This is a genomic window from Ruegeria sp. (genome assembly GCF_965199275.1).
GTDB lineage: Bacteria > Pseudomonadota > Alphaproteobacteria > Rhodobacterales > Rhodobacteraceae > Ruegeria.
The window spans coordinates 344,410-363,262 of record NZ_CBDAQX010000022.1; the positions used below are offsets into that span (position 1 = coordinate 344,410).

The following is an 18,853-nucleotide window of genomic DNA, read 5'->3' on the forward strand; positions in this document are numbered from 1 at the left end:
TCGATGGAGAGGCAAGCGGGATGATTTGCGTGGAAACTATTAGAAAAGTGCGTCGCTTACACCTGATCGAAAAAAAGAGCATCAAGGAAATTTGCCGTTCGCTCAATTTGAGCCGTGCAACGGTTCGAAAGATAATCCGATCGGGAGTGACGGAGTTCAAATATGAGCGCAAATCGCAGCCATACCCGGTGCTCGGGCCTTGGCGCGCGCGTCTGGATGAAACGCTTGAGGAGAACGAGGCGCTTCCGAAGAAACACCGCAAGCGGATGACCAAAATCTGGAAGGAACTCTCCGATGATGGTTTTGGCGGCGGGTATGACAGTGTTCGACGCTACACAAAGAATTGGCGCATTGCGCACGGCCGACAACAGGCGCAGGCGTTCATCCCGCTGATCTTTGATCCTGGGGAGGCGTACCAGTTCGACTGGAGTGTGGAGACGGTTTTGATGGACGGTGCACTCACGACCGTGAAGGTTGCCCATTTCAAACTTTGCCATAGCCGCATGCCATTCTCCATTGCCTATCCGCGCGAGACGCAGGAGATGGTCTTTGATGCCCACGACGAGGCCTTCAAATTCTTTGGTGGAGGCTGCATCAACGGGATCTACGATAACATGACGACCGCCGTCGATGCGATCCTGTCGGGCAAGGAAAGAAAGTTCAACAAGGCATTCTCCCGGATGTGTTCTCATCATCTGGTGAACCCGATCGCCTGTACGCGCGCGGCCGGTTGGGAGAAGGGTCAGGTTGAGAATCTGGTCAAGGAGAGCCGCGCCTATAGTTTTACACCGCGTCTGGAGGTGGCCGACTTCGATGAATTGAATGCCCGGCTGCAAAAAGACGCGATCAAACGCGCAAAAGAACTGCGGCATCCGGAAAACCTGGAGGTGACGGTCTGGGAGGAGTTCCAGCAGGAAAAGCCGCTGCTGACGCATCTGCAGAAGCCCTTCGTCGGGTTCCGTGAAAAGACGGTCGCCGTGAGCCGAACCTGCCTGATCAACTTCGAAAGAAACAAATACAGCGTTGAGGCAAGAGCTGTTGGACGTCAGGTCCAGTTGCAGGTCTACGCCACGCGGATTGTCCTGCGCCAAGACGGTGAGATTGTCGGAGAGCACGAACGGTGCTTCGGCCGAGGAAAAACGATCTTCAACCCTTGGCACTATGTGCCCGTCCTCAAGCGCAAGCCTGGCGCTCTGCGCAATGGAGCACCGTTCCGTGACTGGGACCTACCACCGGCAATGACGCAGATCTGGACCCATCTGCGGGGCACATCCGACGGAGACCGGCAACTTGCCGATATTCTTTTCGCTGCTTACCAGCACGACATTGATGTGGTCGAGGCTGCCTGCGAAGAAGCTCTAAAATCTGGCCTGCGCAAGGCCGATGCGATCCTGAACATTGTCTCTCGGCGCACCAATCCCCCGCCGCCAAAGGCGATTGAGCCGCCTGCCCACCTGCAGCTGAAAATGGCACCGATCGCGGATTGCGCTCGCTATGACAGGCTTGGAGGCTCCCATGCAACTGCGTAAGGAAATTCTCGAACTTGCCCGTCAACTGAAGTTGCCAGGCATCGTCAACTGCTTTGACGAAGTGATGCAGGCCGCAGCCAAAAACAACTGGCGGCCCCAACAGGTCGTGGCCGAACTCCTCACGGCCGAACTGGCCGAAAAGACTGCGCGCTCGATCCGGTATCAGATGGGTGCCGCAAAGTTCCCGGTCTGCAAGTCCTTACCTGAGTTCGACTTCACGGTCAGCCCCGTCAACGAGGAAGTCGTGCGCAATCTTCATGACGGCGATTTTATGGACCAGGCCAGGAATGGCGTGCTGGTCGGTGGAACCGGATCGGGCAAAACGCATCTCGCAACAGCGATCGGGGGCCACGCGGTCAATAACCGCCGGCGGGTCAGGTTCTTCAGCGCTGTGGATCTCGCGAACAAGCTGGAGGCTGAACATCGCGAAGGCAACGCCGGGCGGCTCAGCGAGCAGCTGATCCGCGTCGACCTCGTGATTATAGACGAACTCGGTTATCTGCCGTTCGCAGAGTCTGGTGGACGATTACTCTTCCATCTCATCAGCAAACTGTACGAGCGAACGTCTATTCTGCTAACAACCAACCTCGCATTTGCTGAATGGCCGAGTGTGTTCACAGATGCCAAAATGACCACTGCTCTCCTGGATCGACTGACACACCATTGCGATATCATCGAAACCGGGAACGAAAGCTGGCGAATTAACCACCGCGACTAACCTCGAAATCGGGGAATAAATTCAAAACAGACAGCAGGTCAAACCTTCAGTCGAGCTACGCTCTCTTTTCGGTTTGACCTGCTGTCCACCCCCTCCTGAATCAACCTAAACACGACCCCCTCAACGCCCCTCTTAGCTCCAAGGGGGGTCAAATTTGGACGCCGATGGGGGGTCATTATTCAATGCCGATTGACATTGTTTCTGCACCATGCCTCCGAGGGTTCTGCTAAACACATAGCCTCAGCTCGACAAAACGAAGAAGTAACGGTGGTGGCCGCTTTGCGATCCGTCTTACGCGACAAACTGGATGAAACCGATCTGGGACCAGAGGTTGTGGCTGGACTACTGGGAATACAGCCGGAACGGTTTCTGAAAGCGCTTCAAAGACAAGGCACAACACTCCCCCGCGAAATCAAACGGCTGCGTGTCGATGTCGCCAAAGAGCACCTCAGAGATGACAAGATGACAATTGCTGAGATCGGTCTACTCCTTGGCTACTCAGACAAGTCCCATTTCACGCGCTTTTTCCGTGGTCAAACCGGAATGACACCGACCAAGTTCCGTCTTGGTGCGTAGTTGCGTTGTAACTACTGGGACTGCTTGCCCCTTCATAGAAAGTGCGGATCGACAAGAATTTGCGACAGAATTTTGGAACCCTATTCAAGGATCGCAGTGGGACAATTGCCGTCGTACCGGAAGTATGTCACCCACAAGCACGGTGCGTCAGACTCTATGCAGGTCTGTCGAGAACATTCTGAATTGTCCGGTGTAGGTAACATGCCAATTGTCCGCTTCAGTTGATTGCGCGGTGGCCCAATTCGGAGGGAGCCGTAGGCGACCGTAGATTTGGGCCACCGCGTTCGCGCCACGTCGAAGCGGGTCACGCGACTTTGTGTTTGCTATCCTCCTGTGTGATGGGTGATCCGTCAGGCTGGTAGCGGCCAATGCATCTCGGGCCGTGGAAGATGACCAGTTGACCATCGGGGTATTCGTGGACCCTGACCTTCGCCTTGACGAAATGATGACGGTGCCTGTCTGCCGCGATCTGCATGACCAGGCCCTTGTAGCGCACCGTATTGTCGTTGCCGACGACGCGGTCTTCCTGCACACACAGGGTGTCGCGCACATTGCCTGTAAACGGCACGAAGGCCGAGGTCGTATCCTCCGGCTCCTTTGCAAACAGGGCATTGTGTTCGGGAAGATAGACCTCTTTCAGGAACTGATTGGCCTCTTCAATGGTTGTGATCCCATGGGACCGCAGTTCCTGCGGCAATCGGTTCTGGAACGTGCCAAACATGCGTTCAGACCGTCCACGGGCCTGCGGTGAATAGGCCGGGATCAGCTCAATGCCGAGTTGCTGCAAGGCGCGCCCGACCTGGGTCAGATTGTCCTTGTCCACTTTGCCGCCCGCTTCGGGCGTATGCCAGTAATGAGAGCCCCGATCGGCATAGAGCGAGCAAAACAGACCTTGCGCCTCGATCACCTCTGTCAGCCCCTGAAAACTGCTCATCGTCCCTTCTTCCTCGACAAAGAATGCCGAATAAACCCGGTTGGTGGCATCGTCCATGGTGACGATCAGATCCCACCACTGACCCGGAACCCATTCATGGCTGGAGCCGTCCTGATGCAACATCATGCCAACCATCGGACGGCGGGGCCGCTTGCGCCGATGGGCACCTCGTCGGGGTGCTGCCTGAACCCGGCCGTGGCGCTGCAGTGTAAGCCGCACCCAGTTGTAGCTCTGTGTGAAACCATGGTGGGCCACCAGCTTCTCGTGGAAATGCTTCGGCGTGTAATCCCAGTACTTGGTATCAAACAGTTCAAGCATCTCCATGACCTTATCCGTGGCAACACGATTGTTGGCCAGTTTGCCAAGCCGACGGTCGTACAGACCTTCTGCACCATCCGCCTCAAATCGATCCTCCCAACGCCTGACGGTGCGCACGGATACACCCAGTATCTCAGCCGCCTGTTCTTGCGTCAGCTTGTTCGCGCTTCGCCGCGAATACACATCTTCAAACTTCATCAGTCGAACTTCCTGTAACACTTCTGCTCGGTTCATAACGCCTCCTCTCAGAGACAGAATAGAACCGGACAGATCGCATGTTACATACACCGGACATATCGCGTGTTAGCGACACAGACTCTATGCAGGTCTTGTGAGGTTAAGTTGGTTTGATATCCTTTTAGGTGCCTGGATTGTTTTGTTTCGCGCCGCTCGTCAGAGTCTTTTTCCCTGCAGATCATTTCGGCCCAAGATCTCCTCGGAAGGGACAACCAAGAAGGACGGCAAAGTATGACTTCTCTGACAGTGCATTGCCGATGTGAGGTATGGCTAAGGCATAAATCCTTTCGGCACTCCGAACTTCAATGAACCTACGCTGATACCTGTCAACGAATGCAGAAAAGCAATCAGGTTTTGCACTTCCAACTCCGTGAGTTGGATCGGAACAATGTCGCTTTTATTGCGTTGACGCTCCATTTCATAATCGTCCTCCCAAACTATGAAATCGGTTTTTTGGAGCCATGGCACCTCGGGCAATGCAGCCATTTCAGGACTCCAGTTGTCCAGACTAGCCTGCGGATTCAAGTGATGGCGAATGACGCTTTCCAGATCGGGGAAGGCGCCATTGTGACCGTAAGGCGCGGTCAGGGCAACGTTGCGCAACATAGGGGTGCGGAACCTATAGGCATCCTCTAGGCGGTTGCTTTCTCCCATGCGGCCTACATCCCGAACGAAGGGATCCCACTGCCGGGTGCGGCCGGGCCCAAAGGGCGGTAGACCCAAAGCATGGAACTTCTGATCAGACATGAGAGGTCCGGCGTGGCAGCTGGAACAGCGGGCTTTGCCGTAGAAAAGCTCCATCCCATCCAATTGGGCCGGTGAAAGGGCATTCGTGTCACCCGCGAGGTAGTGGTCAAACGGGCTGTCGGTGCTACGCCACTCGATCGCCATGAAAGCGGCCAGAGCGTTGGCGACTTGCGTGATCGTTATGTCTTCGGCAATTTCGACCTCATCAAAGGCGGCGACGATGGCAGGGCCATAGCGTGGATCGGTGCGAACGCGCTTCGCTAGAATTGGCCAGCCTTTGTCTATCCGATCATGCACCGCGCCTGTAACCTCATTCTCGGCCACATTGCCCGCCATCTCGAATTGTGACGTCAGGGGAAACAGAGCCTGCGCCGCCAGCAGGGAATTCAGGCCCTCGGGCAGCCACTCCTGCGCTGGGGAATTGAAGCCGTTGCCGTAGACGTCTGAAATACTCAGCCTGCCGTCGTGAAAGACTGTGTGAATCTCCCTAGCCCCAAGGTTCCACAGGCCCGGAGAGTTGCGAGGGACGCGTTTGCGTATTATATCTGCCCCAGTGCCGGGTGTGCGGTCCGGTCCCAACCCTTGCCCGCCTTCTCCTATGCCCAGTGACAACCCGTCAGAGGTGCCGAAATCCGGGTGATGACAATGGGCGCAGCTGATGTTCTGGTTGCCCGACAGGATCGGGTCGTAAAACAGTTGATGACCAACGGCGGCCTGTTCCATATCAAATGGGATAAAGTCATCATCGGTGAGCGGGCGCGGCAAATCCTGTGCCGCAGCAGCCCCAACCCAGAAGAGAGCAACCAACCCATGCGTCAGCTTGTTTTCGCCCTTTGCATATTTGCGTCTCCGGCTCTGGCGGAACTGGAGCAAGCGCGCGACATGATGGAAGCCGGACAGTTTGAAGCCGCGCGCGAGGAGCTTCTTCCAGCCGCGCGATCCGGCAACGCCGAGGCTGAGGAGTTGATCGGCGTGATGTACTGGCTGGGCCTTGGGGTTGAGCAGGATTACGAGCGGGCCTTTGAATGGTATCTGCGCGCCTCGATGAAAGGCCACCCGGGGGCTCAGTCGGGCGTCGGCTGGTACTATGAATTGGGTCTGGGCATGCCCGCGCCCGATCTGGTGCGTGCCTATATGTGGTACACGCTCAGCGCCATTGGCGGCGACCCCGACGCGGCGATCAGCCTTGAGGAAGTGGTCAAGAAAATGTCGCCAGAGCAAATCGAAAGGGCGCATGTGCTGGTCAACGACTACAAAGGGTGGATGTACCCGTTTCGGTGAGGGCCGGGCCAAAAGCCCGGCCTACTTACTTAGTTCAAGTCCGCATCGCGCGAGGCGTTTACATCGGCCTCAGCGGCAGCAACCGCTTCGGTCAGCGCGCCAAAGATTTCGTCCCCACGGGCAACGTTGGACTGGAACCAGTCATACACCGGGGTTGCGGCCTCTTTGAACGCAGCCTTCTGATCTGGCGTCAGCACGTAGAGGTCTCCGCCACCGGCGACGAAATCCTCATAGGCCCGGATCGACTTGCGCTTGGGCGAGGCAAAGGTGGCCTGCTGCAGCGCATAGAAGCCGTCGACAACGACGCGGCGCATATCCTCAGGCATCTCCTGGAACTTGGCGTTATTCATCCACCACAGCGCTCCCATATAGGCATGGCCATCCAGCGTGACATATTGCAGACCCGCGTCGGGGAATTTCATGCCCATGATGTCGGTGATGCCGTTCTTGGAGCCTTCGACCACGCCGGTCTGAAAGCTTGTGAACAGTTCCGGCCACGGGATCGGAGTCGGCGACGCGCCCAGAGCTTTGACCAGTTCCTGCGGCAGGTCGGCGACCACGGTGCGGATTTTCAGACCTTCCATGTCCGCAGGCTCGGCAATGCGGCGTTGAGTGTTGGCGAAGTTGCGCCAGCCGCCGGTGTTACCGATGGTCATCAGACGGATCGCGCCGCCAGAGTCCTCTAGCGCCATATTGCGCATGGTGCGGGTGAAGTCTCCAGACAGGACATGCTCGGCGATGCGGTCATCGGCCATCAGGTAAGGCAGGTCAAGAACCTGCACGTAAGGGAAGATGCCCGAGGCCCCGCCCGAGGTGGAGATATAGATGTCGATGGTGCCATCAGCCACGCCCTGCAGGCATTCCGCGCCGTTCGAACACAGTTGCGTACCGATGAACAGCTCGACCTCGATCGCGCCGTTCGAGGCAGCCTCGACATAGTTCTTGAAGACGATCAGACCATCATAGTCTTCGTCATTTTCGTTCGAGTTTGCGGTAGCGCGTAGCGTGTAGTCAGCGGCCGTAGCAGCCATGGCGGATGCTGCCACAAGCGATGTGGCCACCGCTGCGGTTTTGATGAATTCTCTGAGCATGCGTTTCCTCCCTGTGGAACTCAGTTAGTTGGCAAATCCCGTTATCCTCGGGATCGTCATGGATAGTGCGGGGATATAGGTGATCAGGAAGATCACTATGATTTCAACGGCCAGGAACGGCAGGATCGCTTTGGCGATGGTTTCGACCCGCTCGCGCGATACGGCGGCGGCCACGAACAGCACCAAGCCCATTGGCGGTGTAGCAAGGCCTACGGTCAGGTTGACGCTCATGATGATGGCGAAGTGGATCGGGTCGACGCCGAGGCTGGTGAAGATCGGACCAAGGATCGGACCAAGGATGATGATCGCGGGTCCTGCATCCAAAAACATGCCGACGATGAACAGTAGCAGGTTGATCAGGAACAGCAGGATCAGCGGGTTCTCCGACAGGCTGAGAATCAGCGAGGCCAGTTGTTCCGGCGCATGGCTGAGGCTGACAACTGTCTTGAACGCCATCGCCGCGCCGACCAGCAGAAGGACGACGGCGGAGGTCATGCCTGCGTTGCTGAGCACTTCGGGCACCTCTTTCCACGTCAGCGTGCGCAGGACGAAGAAGCCGATGATAAAGGCGTAGCCCACGGCGACGGCGGCGGCTTCGGTTGGTGTGAAAATGCCGCCCAGAATACCGCCCAGAATGATCACCGGGGTCATCAGCGGGAAGAAGGCCTTCAGGCTGGCCTGACGCCGTTCGGGCCATGTGTATTTGCGGCTGGCGACGGGGAAGTCATAGCGGTCGGCCATGAGTTTGATCATCAGCATAAGGCCCACACCCACCATCACGCCCGGCACGATGCCCGCTAGGAACAGCGCGGCGACGCTTTCACCCATGACGTAGGCGTAAATGATCATGATGCCCGAAGGTGGGATAATCGGTCCGATCACAGAACTCGCCGCTGTGATCGCGGCAGCGAATTTGCGGGTGTAGCCTTGTTTCTCCATCGCCGGGATCAGCATCGACCCAAGCGCCGAAGTGTCCGCAACAGCGGACCCCGAGAGGCCCGCGAAGAGGATTGAACTCAGCACGTTCACATGCGCAAGGCCGCCCCGCAGGTGGCCCATCAGGGCCTGGCTGAACTCGACCAGACGGATGGTGATGCCGCCCCGGTTCATCAGCTCTCCGGCGAGCATGAAGAAGGGGATCGCCATCAGAGGGAAGCTGTCCATGCCATTATAGACATTGCGATAGAGCAGTGTGATGTCGTTGGTCTGTCCGTTCAGCCACAGCAGAATGCCGGGCGCGGCCAGAAGGGCGAAAAAGACAGGCAGGCCGATCAGCAGGAAAATCAGGAAGGTGGGCAGAAACCAGATCAGCATTTATTCGGCCCCCACTGCCGCATCAGGAATTTCAGGCAATAGGTGACCCCCGCCCAGCAGAGTGATGAAGGATCGCAGGATCAGTTCGATATTCACCGAAATCAGCAGAATGATCCCCACCAACAATGAGGCCATCATCCAACTGCGTGGGATGCGGTACCATTCGTCGAACCCGAGTGAGGTGGGTAGGTATAGCGCAGCGGTGGCGAATCTACCTCCAAAGCCAGTGACCTCGGACCAGCCGATATTGACGGCAACCAGCAAGACAGCGAGCGAAATCAGCAGCAGGAACAGGTTTAGCGTTTGGCCGATTATGCGAGGTAGGAAACGTTCCAGCATGTCGATGGCCACAAAGCCGCCTCGCCGGAACGCGGTGGGGGCCATAAGCCCGGTCATCCAGAGCATGCAAAACCGGGCAGCCTCATCCGGCCAAGGCAAAGCATTGCCTAGCACGTATCGGAAGAACACCTGTATCAGGATTGCTATCACCATGAGTGCAATCGCAACGACGCCAACCGCGCGGCCCAGACGCAGCACGGTTTCGTTCACGAATGCAATCGGCGCAAGCACCGATGCCAGTCCGCTCATGCGGATCCTCCCTTGTTCAGCCGCGGGTATGTCCCGCGGTCGTCAAATCGCGCTTAGTGCTGCGCGAATTGGCCGAGTTTCCCGGCGTAAAAGGTCAGCGCGTCTCCGTCCGCCATGCTGGCCTTAAGAACCTTTCCCACCACAATAACGTGATCGCCCGCATCGTGATACGCGTGTTGTTCACATTCGAACCGCGCCAGGCAGTCCGCCAACAGCGGCGTCCCGTTCTCACAACGCTCATGCTCGATGTCGCGCAGCGCAAAAGCATCTTTGGAACAGCCAAAGCACAGCTCGGCCTGTTCCGAGGACAGCACATGCACGCTGAAATGGCGGGCTTTGTGAAAATACGGGAAACGGCGCGAGTTGCGGTCGCCAGCCCACATGATCAATGGCGGGTCCAATGAAAGCGACGAAAAGCTGTTGGCTGTAATGCAAACAGGGCCATCGGCGCTGTCGCATGTGACGATGGTGACGCCGGTCGCAAAGCGCCCGAAGGCGTCGCGCAGGGTGCGGGTGTCATCCTTGTGCGGAACGAAAGTGTGGGTCATGTCCTTTGAGATTGCATTCATCATGGTACCTCATGCCCCAGTGCCGCCTCATAAAGGCGGTACCAGCTTTCGCGATCCAGTTTGACTTTCAACGCGTCCGAGGCGCGTTTGATCCGGTCCAGATTGTTGGTGCCCAAAACCGGCAGGATGTTGGCCGGATGCGCCAACAAGAAGGCCACGGCAACCGCGGCGCGATCCACGCCGAACTCGGCTGCGATTTCATCCGCGACAACGCCGGCCGGCGGGTTTCCGGCCATCAACAAACCGCCGCCCAGCGGCGACCACGCCATGATCGGGTGCCCATGCTGCTGATGAAATGCCAGATCGCCGTTGGTGAAGGGGCTGATCTCACCCAGAGACACCTCGATCTGGTTGGTGACCAGTTGGGTTTTCATCGCCGATTGTAGCAGGGACCAATCCCAAGGCCGGAAGTTCGACACGCCGACCGCGCCGACCTTGCCGCTCGCGACGACCTCGTCCAGAGCCGCTCCGGTCTCATGGTGGTCCATCATGGGATCAGGGCGGTGAATCAGCAGCAGGTCAATATGGTCAATCGCCATTTCGGACAGGGACGTGTCCACCGATTTCACGATATGCGCGCGCGAGGTGTCATAGTATTTCACCTTGGCGTCCGCGTAACGGCCACAGGGCGCGACGATGTCACATTTGGTGACGATTTCCATCCGCTGACGCAGACCGGGATTGGCGCGCAGGGCATTGCCCAGAACCGCCTCGGCCCCGTAGTCACCATAGATATCGGCCTGATCGAAGGTGGTGATACCCTGATCCAGACAGGCACGAATCTTGGCTTCGACATGCGCCGCCGATGTGTCTGCATCGTCGCCCAAGCGCCACATGCCATAGACAAGGCGGCTCATTTCCAGCGAGTCAGAAAGTTTCACACGTTGCATCAGCGACGAACTCCGTTGCCCAGCGGGGTCGCCGGGGTAGTTGCAGGCACGCGCCCATAAGCTTCGGGCAGCGAACAAGTTTTCAAGTTGGGCAGCACGCGGGCGCCGAAATGTTTGGCTTCATCCATGTGCGGATAGCCCGAAAAGATGAATGCTCGGATGCCCATCTTCTGATACTCTTCGATCTTGGACATAACCTGATCGGTCGAACCGACCAAAGCGGCTCCGCAGCCCGATCGCGCACGGCCAACGCCGGTCCAGAGACCGGGTTCAACATAGCAATATTCATCCGCCAGATCGCGGTTCTTGGCCTGATGCGCAACGCCCAGCGAAGTCGAGTCCAGCGCCCGTTCCCGGATTGCACGACCATATTCGTCATCCAGCTTCGAGACGATGTAATCCGCATATTCCTGCGCCTCGGCCTCGGTATCGCGAACGATCATGTGAACACGCAAACCGTAGTCCAGCGTGCGGTTGTAGTTCTCGGCGACCGCATGGACGGCCTTCATCCGCTCGGCCAGTTGGTCCTTGGTTTCGGGCCACATCAGGTAGACGTCGCAATGTTCCCCACACAGGTCCAGAGCCGACGGAGAATAGCCGCCGAAATAGAGCAGCGGCCCTCCAACCTGGTATGGCTTGGCCGGGTCAGTGGTCAGGCCTGAGAAGTTATAAACCTCGCCTGCATGATTGATCTCGTCCTGCGTCCAGGCCTGTTTCAGAATCTCTACCACTTCGCGCGAGCGCTGATAGCGGAACGCGCTGTCTGCTTTTTCACCGGGAAAGTCGGAGGAAATGATGTTGACCGTCAACCGCCCCTTCAGCATGTGATCCAGCGTCGCAATGGTGCGGGCCAGCATGATCGGCTGCATCTCGCCACAGCGTACAGCGGCCAACAGGTTGATCCGGTCCGTGATTGGGGCGCAGCCCGCGACAAAGCTCAGCGTGTCCTGACCGACCTGATAGGAGGACGGGCAGAGGATGTTGCGGAACCCCTGCGCTTCGGCCTCTTTTACAATGCCGGAACAATGCTCCCAACTCGACCGCAGGTCGCCATCGGGTACGCCAAGGAACTGGTAATCATCGGAACACAGCGCGGCAAACCACGAAACTTCGGCCGCATCCAGATCGGGGGATGTGATGGGGACGATGCTCATTTGATTCACGTTCCGTACATCTTTGACTTTCCTCTTGCGTAGCAATCGCTTTGATGTAGATCAATAGTGTATCAATTTTTCCTGCGACCGAGTGAAGCGTCCTCTGTGCCTGCCTCCAGCCGAAACCCAAATGCCCTGCCGGTATATATTCAGATCGCGGAACTCCTGATCCGCGACATCGCTGCCGGGCGCCTTATCGATGGCGAGCGTTTGCCACCCGAGCGAGAGATGGCGGCGGAGTTGAATGTCTCGGTCGGAACGCTCCGAAAATCACTCTCTGAGCTAGAAAAAAAGGGGATGTTGGAGCGTATCCAGGGCTCAGGCAATTACATCCGCGAGACCGGTACACAAAACAGCGTCTATGCAATGTTCAGGCTGGAACTACCTGAAGGGGGTGGCCTGCCACGTGCGGATATCCTGTCAGTTGACCATCTGAAAAAGCCAACCAATCTGCCGAAATTCGGGGCTTCTGATGCTGGTTCGCGTGTCCGGCGAATGCGCTACCTGAATGATACAATCATCGCAGTCGAAGAAATTTGGCTCGACGAAGCAGCAGGCCTGATCGACCAGAGCCTGCTGTCCGACTCACTCTATCGCTTCTATCAGCGCCAATTGGGCTTTTGGATCGCAAGAGCCGAAGACAGAGTCTCAGTCCAACCGCTACCGGACTGGACACCTCCTGACTTCACCAAACCAGCGGGCCAATCGGTAGGCTACATCGAACGGTTCAGCTGGTCGGAAAACGCCGAACCCGTTGAATTCTCAAAAACTTGGTTCGACCCAGATCGGGCCAACTACGTACAACGTTTGAAGTAAAAGGAATCGCACATGACCCGGACCATCAATTACGGGCTGATTGGATGCGGCATGATGGGGCAAGAGCACCTGCACAATATCGGATTGCTGGAAGGCACCAATGTGGCAGCGATCTTTGAGCCCGATCCAGAGATGGCAAAAGCTGCCAAGGAAATTGCGCCAAATGCGGCCATGGTGGGTTCCATGCAAGAGCTTCTGGCGATTGAAGAACTGGACTGCGTCGTCATTGTAAGCCCAAACCATCTTCATGTGGACCAGATTTGCGAAATTGCGGAAACACGTCCGCTACCGCTTTTGGTAGAAAAGCCACTATTTACCGACCCGCAAGACGGGGCTTGCCTCGAGCAGTTGCAGCGCGACTACCCCTGCCCGATTTGGGTTGCGATGGAATACCGGTACATGCCCCCTATTGCTGCTCTGATCGAGAAGGCTCAGGTGGCCGGTGGTATAAAAATGCTATCGATCCGCGAGCATCGTTTTCCGTTCCTAGACAAGGTCGGCCATTGGAACCGTTTCAACCGCAATACTGGCGGCACTTTTGTCGAAAAATGCTGCCACTTCTTCGACCTCATGCGTCTGATATTGCAATCCGACCCGATACGCATAACCGCAAGTGGCGGGCAGGCGGTGAACCATTTGGACGAGAGCTACGATGGTCAAACCCCAGATATTCTGGATCACGGCTATGTTCTTGTCGATTTTGCCTCGGGTGCGCGCGCGATGTTGGAACTGTGCATGTTTGCGGAAGGCTCTCGTTATCAGGAAGAAATATCAGCCGTCGGACCAAAAGCTAAAATCGAGGCTCTGGTTCCAGGACCGGTGCGCTTTTGGCAGGATCACTTGGGCGCCCCCCCGCCTCCGCGCGTAATCATTAGTCCGCGCAATCCCAAAGGCCCCGTATCAATGGACGTTCCAGTGGACCCAAACCTATTGGCGGCTGGGGATCACAATGGATCGACTTACTATCAGCACAAAGGTTTCTTGGCCGTGCTTCGTGGTGAAAAAGCTAAACCGGACGTAAGTTTGAACGACGGCCTCTGGGCTGTCAGAATGGGGCAAGCGGCGCAACAGGCAATAGAAACCGGCGAAACGGTGTACATGGTCGATTGAACGGGTTCAAAAACACGGGCGCGTGTTACAGCCCCTAAAAGACCCCATATCGCTCGCGTCAATGTCAGACATCGCCAATCGAGTTAGCACAGGGCCATTTCCAACGATTGTGCAAGCCTACGTTTGCGCAGTCCCACTGCGATGGCCCGCTATACTTTTTGTCTTGCCTTCCCGACTGCAAATGGCCGTCTTTCCTGACTTCCGACCTTTTTGTTGATCTGACTGGGTTTTTGGTTTGTTTTCAGGTGTGGTTGCTCAGAGGCGCGTTGTAGTGCCCCATTATTATAAAAAGTATTGACATGGGCCTTCAGATGGCTAACCTCTTCGCCCATGTTCATCCGCACCAAACATGACGCAAAGCTCAACCGCACACGGATCCAGATCGTTGAATCCGTCCGCACCGGCTCCAAGGTACGCCAGAAGATCCTGCGCCATGTGGGTGTGGCCCATAACGACAGCGAGATTGAGGATATCAAGCGTCTGGCGGGCCGCTTGATGGAGCAATTACGCATTGATCGCTCGCCGCAAATGGAACTGTTCACGCCCACGGAATATGCCGATCTGCAGGCGCTGGTGCGCCGCGCTCCGCGGCCGGACAAGCTTGGCGTTGATCTTGCCGAGTGCCGTGAGGAGGCGCGGGTCTCTCTGGGTCTGCGGGATGTCATGGGGACGATGTATGACCAACTGGGTTGGGGGGCCCTTCTGGGGGCGGCGCGTAAAAGTGCCAATCGCATTGTGAAAGAGCTGGTTATGGCGCGGATCGCACAGCCCGAGAGCAAGCGCGCGACCGTGGAGGCGTTGGAGAACCAGGCAGGCATCACGCTCAATCTGGACGTGGTCTATCGGAGCATGGATTACATCAATACGCCGGTGATAGACGGGATTTGCAAAACCTCTCACGCGGCGGCAGAGAAGTTGCTGGGCGGGCCAGTGACCGTGCTGTTCTACGATTGCACGACCCTGGCCTTTGACACCGAGCGCGAGGACCCGGCCGAGGATGCGGACGGGGTCGAGCAGGATCATCTTCTGGCCAAGGGCTTCAGCAAGGATGGCAAGCATCACCGCGCTCAGGTCATGCTGGCGCTGATCGTCACCTCCGATGGGCTGCCTGTGGGCTATGAACTCTTCCCGGGAAACACCTGGGAAGGTCATACGCTGGAAGCTGCGCTGAAGGCGTTGGAGGGACGCTTCGACGTGGCCAGGGTCACGTTCGTGGCCGATGCCGCCATGCTCAGCAAGGACAACCAGCAGATGTTGCAGAACAAGGGTCTGCCCTACATCCTCGGCTATCGCATGAAGTCCGCCCCGGCCGCCGTGAAGGCGAACATTTTGAGCCCGGAGGGACGCCAGCCTTGGGCTGGACACGGTTCTGAAGAGGCAACCGAGAAGGGCTGGTACAAGGTGATCGACCAGGAGGGAGCGCGGGTCATTGTGACCTGGTCACCCACCCGGGCACGCAATGATGCCCACAAGCGCGACAAGGCAATCGAAAAGCTGCACAAGAAGCTCAAGCGCTCTCGCAAACCCGGCAGCTTCAGCAGCCGGGGATATGGCCGCTTCCTGGCCTTCCCCGACAGCGGGGACGTCACGCTGGATGATGCAAAGATCAAGGCAGCGGCACAATGGGACGGGCTGCATGCCATTGTTGTTCATGGTGCGGACGAACTGGAGGCACAGGACGTCATTGCCCGCTATCACCAGTTGTGGGAGATCGAAGCCTGCTTCCGCACCAACAAGCACGATCTGAAAATCCGGCCCATCTATCACTGGTCGCCGCGTCGGGTCCGGGCCCATATCGCCATCTGCTACATGGCCTTCTGCTGCCTGCAGCACCTGCGCAAGCATCTGGACCTGCTCGGACACCCGATGAGCCCGGCTCGTATCCGCAACGAGTTGAACGCATTGCAGCTCTCGATCCTGCGCCACAAAGGCACCCCTGACCGCTACGGCATGCCAAGCCATGCCACGGTCGATGCCAGACGCATCCTCACCTGCGTCGGCCTGACCTGGAACGAAGCCCCTTTCAAGATACCCCCCGGGCGCACCCGAAAAACTGGCCAGACCAAAGCCTGAGCTCCCTCAACACTCCGAAACAATCGCTGGCGAAAAAAGTCCGTGTAGTGCCTTTTGGCAACCAAGGCATAATAATATCAATGACTTATACGAAAAAATGTCGGAAGTCAGGAGTTAGCACAGGGCCATTTCCAACGATTGTGCAAGCCTACGTTTGCGCAGTCCCACTGCGATGGCCCGCTATACTTTTTGTCTTGCCTTCCCGACTGCAAATGGCCGTCTTTCGTGATCGAGCTAGATGCTCTTACGGATACAGCTAAAACCCGCTTAACCCGGGCAAACCGAGACACCTTTCTTCCGTGTTGACGTTCAGGCGCCAATCAGCCCAACGACCCAGCTTGATGGCGATGTCGCGCAACTTGCGATACCGCCGACAGACCTGCTCAATCATCCAATGGCCCTGCCGGTAACACCCACGAAACGAGCATCGGGATCGAGATTAAATGTCGCGCTCTGAACCAGGATACGGAATGGTTGGATACATAGCCTGATCTTCGGTCACTAGAACCATTGTGTAGTCGGTTGCACAACTACAGTACCCTACTTAAGCAATGCGCTCGCATAGATTCGTTGGGGGTTCGTGTCTCTCATCACCTAAGATACCTCTTTAGAAAGATGCGACTCCTCGCCCGACCTTCCTGTGGCATTGTTGCAACCGGTTGCAGCAATGCGGTCTTGGTGCATAATACTGACACCATGACACTACCCAGCGCCCTCCCCGCCCAATTGCCCGCATGGCACCTGCCATGAGCGTCACCCTCAAAGATGTTGCCGCGCTGGCGGGTGTGTCGCGATCAGCCGTTTCGCGTACCTTTACCGAAGGGGCATCGGTCTCGGCCAAAACCCGCAGCAAGGTGGAAAAAGCTGCGAAAGAGCTGGGGTATAGCCCCAATGCGCTGGCCTCGTCGCTGACAACGGGGCGGACCAAGCTGATCGGGCTGATCTCGAACAACTTCCACAACCCGATCTTTTTGGAGGTATTCGACCAGTTCACTCGCGCCCTGCAGGAACGCGGGCTGCGTCCTTTGATCGTGAACCTGACCGACGAGACCGAGCCCGCCAATTCCGTCAGGATGTTGCGGCAATACTCGGTCGATGCGGCCATCGTCGCTTCATCGACCTTGCCGCCGAGCTTCGCCAAGGCGTTCCACGATGCCGGGGTTCCGGTGGTGCATACATTTGGCCGGTCCGCCACCTCGCCCGAGGTGCATGTAGTAGGGATCGACAATGTGGAATGCGGGCGTATGGCCGCGCGAGAGCTGGTGGCCCGGGGGTACACACGCGTCGGGTATCTGGGGGGGCCGAAGGATGCGACGTCGGCCATGGACCGTTATCGCGGGTTCATCGAGGAAACCGCGCAATACGCGAACCTCGAGGTATCCTATTCCTTCGCGCAGAACTACTCGTTCGATGCTGGCAGGGCCGAGATGCTGCGACTGTTGGGCGGCACTCCGGCCGAGGGGTATTTTTGCGGCGATGACATCCTTTCGATTGGCGCGCTATCGGCCCTTAAGGATCATGGGCTGACGCCGGGGCGCGACATCGGTATTATCGGCCTGAACGATATGGAAATGTCCCGTTGGGAAAGCGTCGACCTGACCACCATTCACCAGCCGATCAAGCAGATTATCAACGCCTCGGTGGATCTGGTCGAGGAGATGTTGAAAGAGCCTCAGAGATACCCTGAGGCCCGTATCTTCCCCTGCCGGGTGATCGAGAGGGGTACGCTGCGCCCCCGACAGTGATTACCGGAACATTGGCGGACGCGCGTCTTTCCACGCGCCGTCCTCTTTGCCTGACGCGACGGCGGCATGAACGGCGGCGATCGAGCGCACACCGTCTGAAGCGCCGGGCAGACCGTCGCGGGCCTCACCTCGGATTGCATCGGCCAGATCGCAATAGATATTGGCCACGGCCAGCGGGAAGCCCTCGGGGTGGGCGATGGCCACGCGCGACAGTCGTTGCACTTCGTCATGCAGACCACCTTCGCCCTTTTCGATGATCTGGGTGCGCCCTCCGACTGGGGTGTAGATCAATTGGTTGGGCTGCTCGGACGCCCAGCGCAAACCGCCGGTTTCACCAAACACTTGAATGTCGAACCCGTGTTGCCGCCCGATCGCCACGGACGACGTCCACAGGCGACCAACCGTGCCGCCTTCGGTGCGGAAATTGATCATCGCGTCATCCTCTAGCTCGCGGCTGGAAATGGTCGAGGCCATATCGGCGGACAGCGATTTCACCTGATCATCGCAGACAAAACTGGCCATATGCAGCGCATGGATACCGCAATCCGCAAACTGGCCAGAGACACCCGCCATCGCCGGGTCATAGCGCCAGCGGACCCGAGGGTTTTCGGCATCCGTCGCATCGCCGTGATGACCGTGGCTGAAATTGGTCACCACCAACCGCACCTTTCCGATATCTCCTGCCCGCACCATCGCACGGGCCTGCCGGATCATCGGATAGGCCGAGTAGCAGTAGTTCACCGCGCAGATCTTGCCCGAGGTCTCGGCCACGCGCACGATCTCTTCGCCTTCTTCGACAGTCATGGTCATGGGCTTTTCGCACAGGACGTTGAAGCCAGCCTCAAGAAACGCCTTGGCGATTTCGAAATGGGTGGAGTTCGGCGTGGCAATCGTGACCAGGTCAATACGGTCTGGGCGGTCTTTTTCGCCTGCCAGCATGTCCTGCCAGCTGCCATAGGCGCGGTCGGCATTGATTCCCAACCGCTGAGCATATTCACGGCCGACCTCGGGCCGGTGATCCAGAGCGCCTGCCGCGAACTCGAACATCCCGTCCGCCTGCGCGCCCAACCGATGGGCAGGTCCGATCTGGCTGCCTTCTCCGCCACCAATCATGCCCCATTTCAGCTTTGCCATGGTCTTTGTCTCTCTTCAATTTTACGCAG

The 18,853-nt window shown here is 57.6% G+C and carries 18 protein-coding genes; 8 read left to right on the forward strand and 10 right to left on the reverse strand.

Annotation, left to right across the window (positions count from 1 at the left end; all coding sequences use genetic code 11):
• Window positions 1–20 precede the first annotated feature (20 nt).
• The 3 genes from istA to ACOERD_RS21420 all read left to right on the forward strand — a co-directional run bounded on the left by istA (window position 21) and on the right by ACOERD_RS21420 (window position 2,823).
• Window positions 21–1,529, forward strand: a complete 1,509-nt coding sequence (gene istA / locus ACOERD_RS21410; RefSeq protein ID WP_419737605.1) for an IS21 family transposase — start codon at window positions 21–23, stop codon at window positions 1,527–1,529.
• A complete protein-coding gene (gene istB, locus ACOERD_RS21415; protein ID WP_419737606.1) occupies window positions 1,516–2,247 on the forward strand; it encodes an IS21-like element helper ATPase IstB in 732 nt (243 codons plus the stop codon). The genes istA and istB overlap by 14 nt, the downstream gene beginning before the upstream one ends.
• 195 nt (window positions 2,248–2,442) lie before the next feature.
• On the forward strand, window positions 2,443–2,823 hold the full coding sequence (locus tag ACOERD_RS21420; RefSeq protein ID WP_419740384.1) for a helix-turn-helix transcriptional regulator: 381 nt from the start codon (window positions 2,443–2,445) through the stop codon (window positions 2,821–2,823).
• A 304-nt stretch (window positions 2,824–3,127) separates the two neighbouring features.
• Here ACOERD_RS21420 and ACOERD_RS21425 read toward each other — a convergent pair whose 3' ends face one another.
• A complete protein-coding gene (locus ACOERD_RS21425; protein ID WP_419737631.1) occupies window positions 3,128–4,309 on the reverse strand; it encodes an ISNCY family transposase in 1,182 nt (393 codons plus the stop codon).
• A 273-nt stretch (window positions 4,310–4,582) separates the two neighbouring features.
• Window positions 4,583–5,866 (reverse strand): cytochrome-c peroxidase, encoded by a 1,284-nt coding sequence (locus tag ACOERD_RS21430; RefSeq protein ID WP_419740385.1) that lies wholly within the window; start codon window positions 5,864–5,866, stop codon window positions 4,583–4,585.
• Between the two features lie 3 nt (window positions 5,867–5,869).
• Here ACOERD_RS21430 and ACOERD_RS21435 point away from each other — a divergent pair, with 3 nt between their 5' ends.
• Window positions 5,870–6,340, forward strand: a complete 471-nt coding sequence (locus tag ACOERD_RS21435; protein ID WP_419740386.1) for a tetratricopeptide repeat protein — start codon at window positions 5,870–5,872, stop codon at window positions 6,338–6,340.
• Between the two features lie 29 nt (window positions 6,341–6,369).
• On the opposite strand, the gene dctP is transcribed toward ACOERD_RS21435, so the two are convergent.
• The 6 genes from dctP to ACOERD_RS21465 are packed head-to-tail and all read right to left on the reverse strand — an operon-like array spanning window position 6,370 to window position 11,946.
• Window positions 6,370–7,431: a TRAP transporter substrate-binding protein DctP gene (gene dctP / locus ACOERD_RS21440; RefSeq protein ID WP_419740387.1), complete on the reverse strand. Its 1,062-nt coding sequence runs from the start codon at window positions 7,429–7,431 to the stop codon at window positions 6,370–6,372.
• Between the two features lie 24 nt (window positions 7,432–7,455).
• A complete protein-coding gene (locus ACOERD_RS21445) occupies window positions 7,456–8,745 on the reverse strand; it encodes a TRAP transporter large permease (protein ID WP_170378746.1) in 1,290 nt (429 codons plus the stop codon).
• The gene (locus tag ACOERD_RS21450; RefSeq protein WP_419740388.1) at window positions 8,746–9,333 is read right to left on the reverse strand and encodes a TRAP transporter small permease; all 588 of its coding nucleotides are present in this window, start codon (window positions 9,331–9,333) and stop codon (window positions 8,746–8,748) included.
• A gap of 53 nt (window positions 9,334–9,386) precedes the next feature.
• Window positions 9,387–9,902, reverse strand: coding sequence for a flavin reductase family protein (locus ACOERD_RS21455; protein ID WP_419740565.1), 516 nt, complete (start codon window positions 9,900–9,902; stop codon window positions 9,387–9,389).
• A complete protein-coding gene (locus ACOERD_RS21460) occupies window positions 9,902–10,792 on the reverse strand; it encodes an aldo/keto reductase (protein ID WP_419740389.1) in 891 nt (296 codons plus the stop codon). Before ACOERD_RS21460 ends, ACOERD_RS21455 begins: the two co-directional genes overlap by 1 nt.
• Window positions 10,792–11,946, reverse strand: a complete 1,155-nt coding sequence (locus tag ACOERD_RS21465) for an LLM class flavin-dependent oxidoreductase (protein ID WP_419740390.1) — start codon at window positions 11,944–11,946, stop codon at window positions 10,792–10,794. The genes ACOERD_RS21460 and ACOERD_RS21465 overlap by 1 nt, the downstream gene beginning before the upstream one ends.
• A gap of 105 nt (window positions 11,947–12,051) precedes the next feature.
• Between ACOERD_RS21465 and ACOERD_RS21470 the strand changes: the two genes are divergently transcribed.
• Together ACOERD_RS21470 and ACOERD_RS21475 are read left to right on the forward strand one after the other, a co-directional pair.
• The gene (locus ACOERD_RS21470; RefSeq protein ID WP_419740391.1) at window positions 12,052–12,762 is read left to right on the forward strand and encodes a GntR family transcriptional regulator; all 711 of its coding nucleotides are present in this window, start codon (window positions 12,052–12,054) and stop codon (window positions 12,760–12,762) included.
• Window positions 12,763–12,774: 12 nt separating this feature from the next.
• Complete coding sequence (locus ACOERD_RS21475) at window positions 12,775–13,872, forward strand: Gfo/Idh/MocA family protein (protein ID WP_419740392.1); 1,098 nt, start codon at window positions 12,775–12,777, stop codon at window positions 13,870–13,872.
• Window positions 13,873–14,021: 149 nt separating this feature from the next.
• Here ACOERD_RS21475 and ACOERD_RS21480 read toward each other — a convergent pair whose 3' ends face one another.
• Window positions 14,022–14,210, reverse strand: a complete 189-nt coding sequence (locus tag ACOERD_RS21480; RefSeq protein ID WP_419740393.1) for a hypothetical protein — start codon at window positions 14,208–14,210, stop codon at window positions 14,022–14,024.
• Between ACOERD_RS21480 and ACOERD_RS21485 the strand changes: the two genes are divergently transcribed.
• Together ACOERD_RS21485 and ACOERD_RS21490 are read left to right on the forward strand one after the other, a co-directional pair.
• Window positions 14,203–15,945 (forward strand): IS1634 family transposase, encoded by a 1,743-nt coding sequence (locus ACOERD_RS21485; RefSeq protein WP_419737624.1) that lies wholly within the window; start codon window positions 14,203–14,205, stop codon window positions 15,943–15,945. The genes ACOERD_RS21480 and ACOERD_RS21485 overlap by 8 nt on opposite strands.
• A gap of 746 nt (window positions 15,946–16,691) precedes the next feature.
• Window positions 16,692–17,690, forward strand: a complete 999-nt coding sequence (locus tag ACOERD_RS21490) for a LacI family DNA-binding transcriptional regulator (RefSeq protein ID WP_419740394.1) — start codon at window positions 16,692–16,694, stop codon at window positions 17,688–17,690.
• On the opposite strand, the gene ACOERD_RS21495 is transcribed toward ACOERD_RS21490, so the two are convergent.
• Window positions 17,691–18,824 carry a Gfo/Idh/MocA family protein gene (locus ACOERD_RS21495; RefSeq protein WP_419740395.1) on the reverse strand — a complete coding sequence of 378 codons (1,134 nt, stop codon included), beginning with the start codon at window positions 18,822–18,824 and terminating at the stop codon, window positions 17,691–17,693.
• Window positions 18,825–18,853 lie beyond the last annotated feature (29 nt).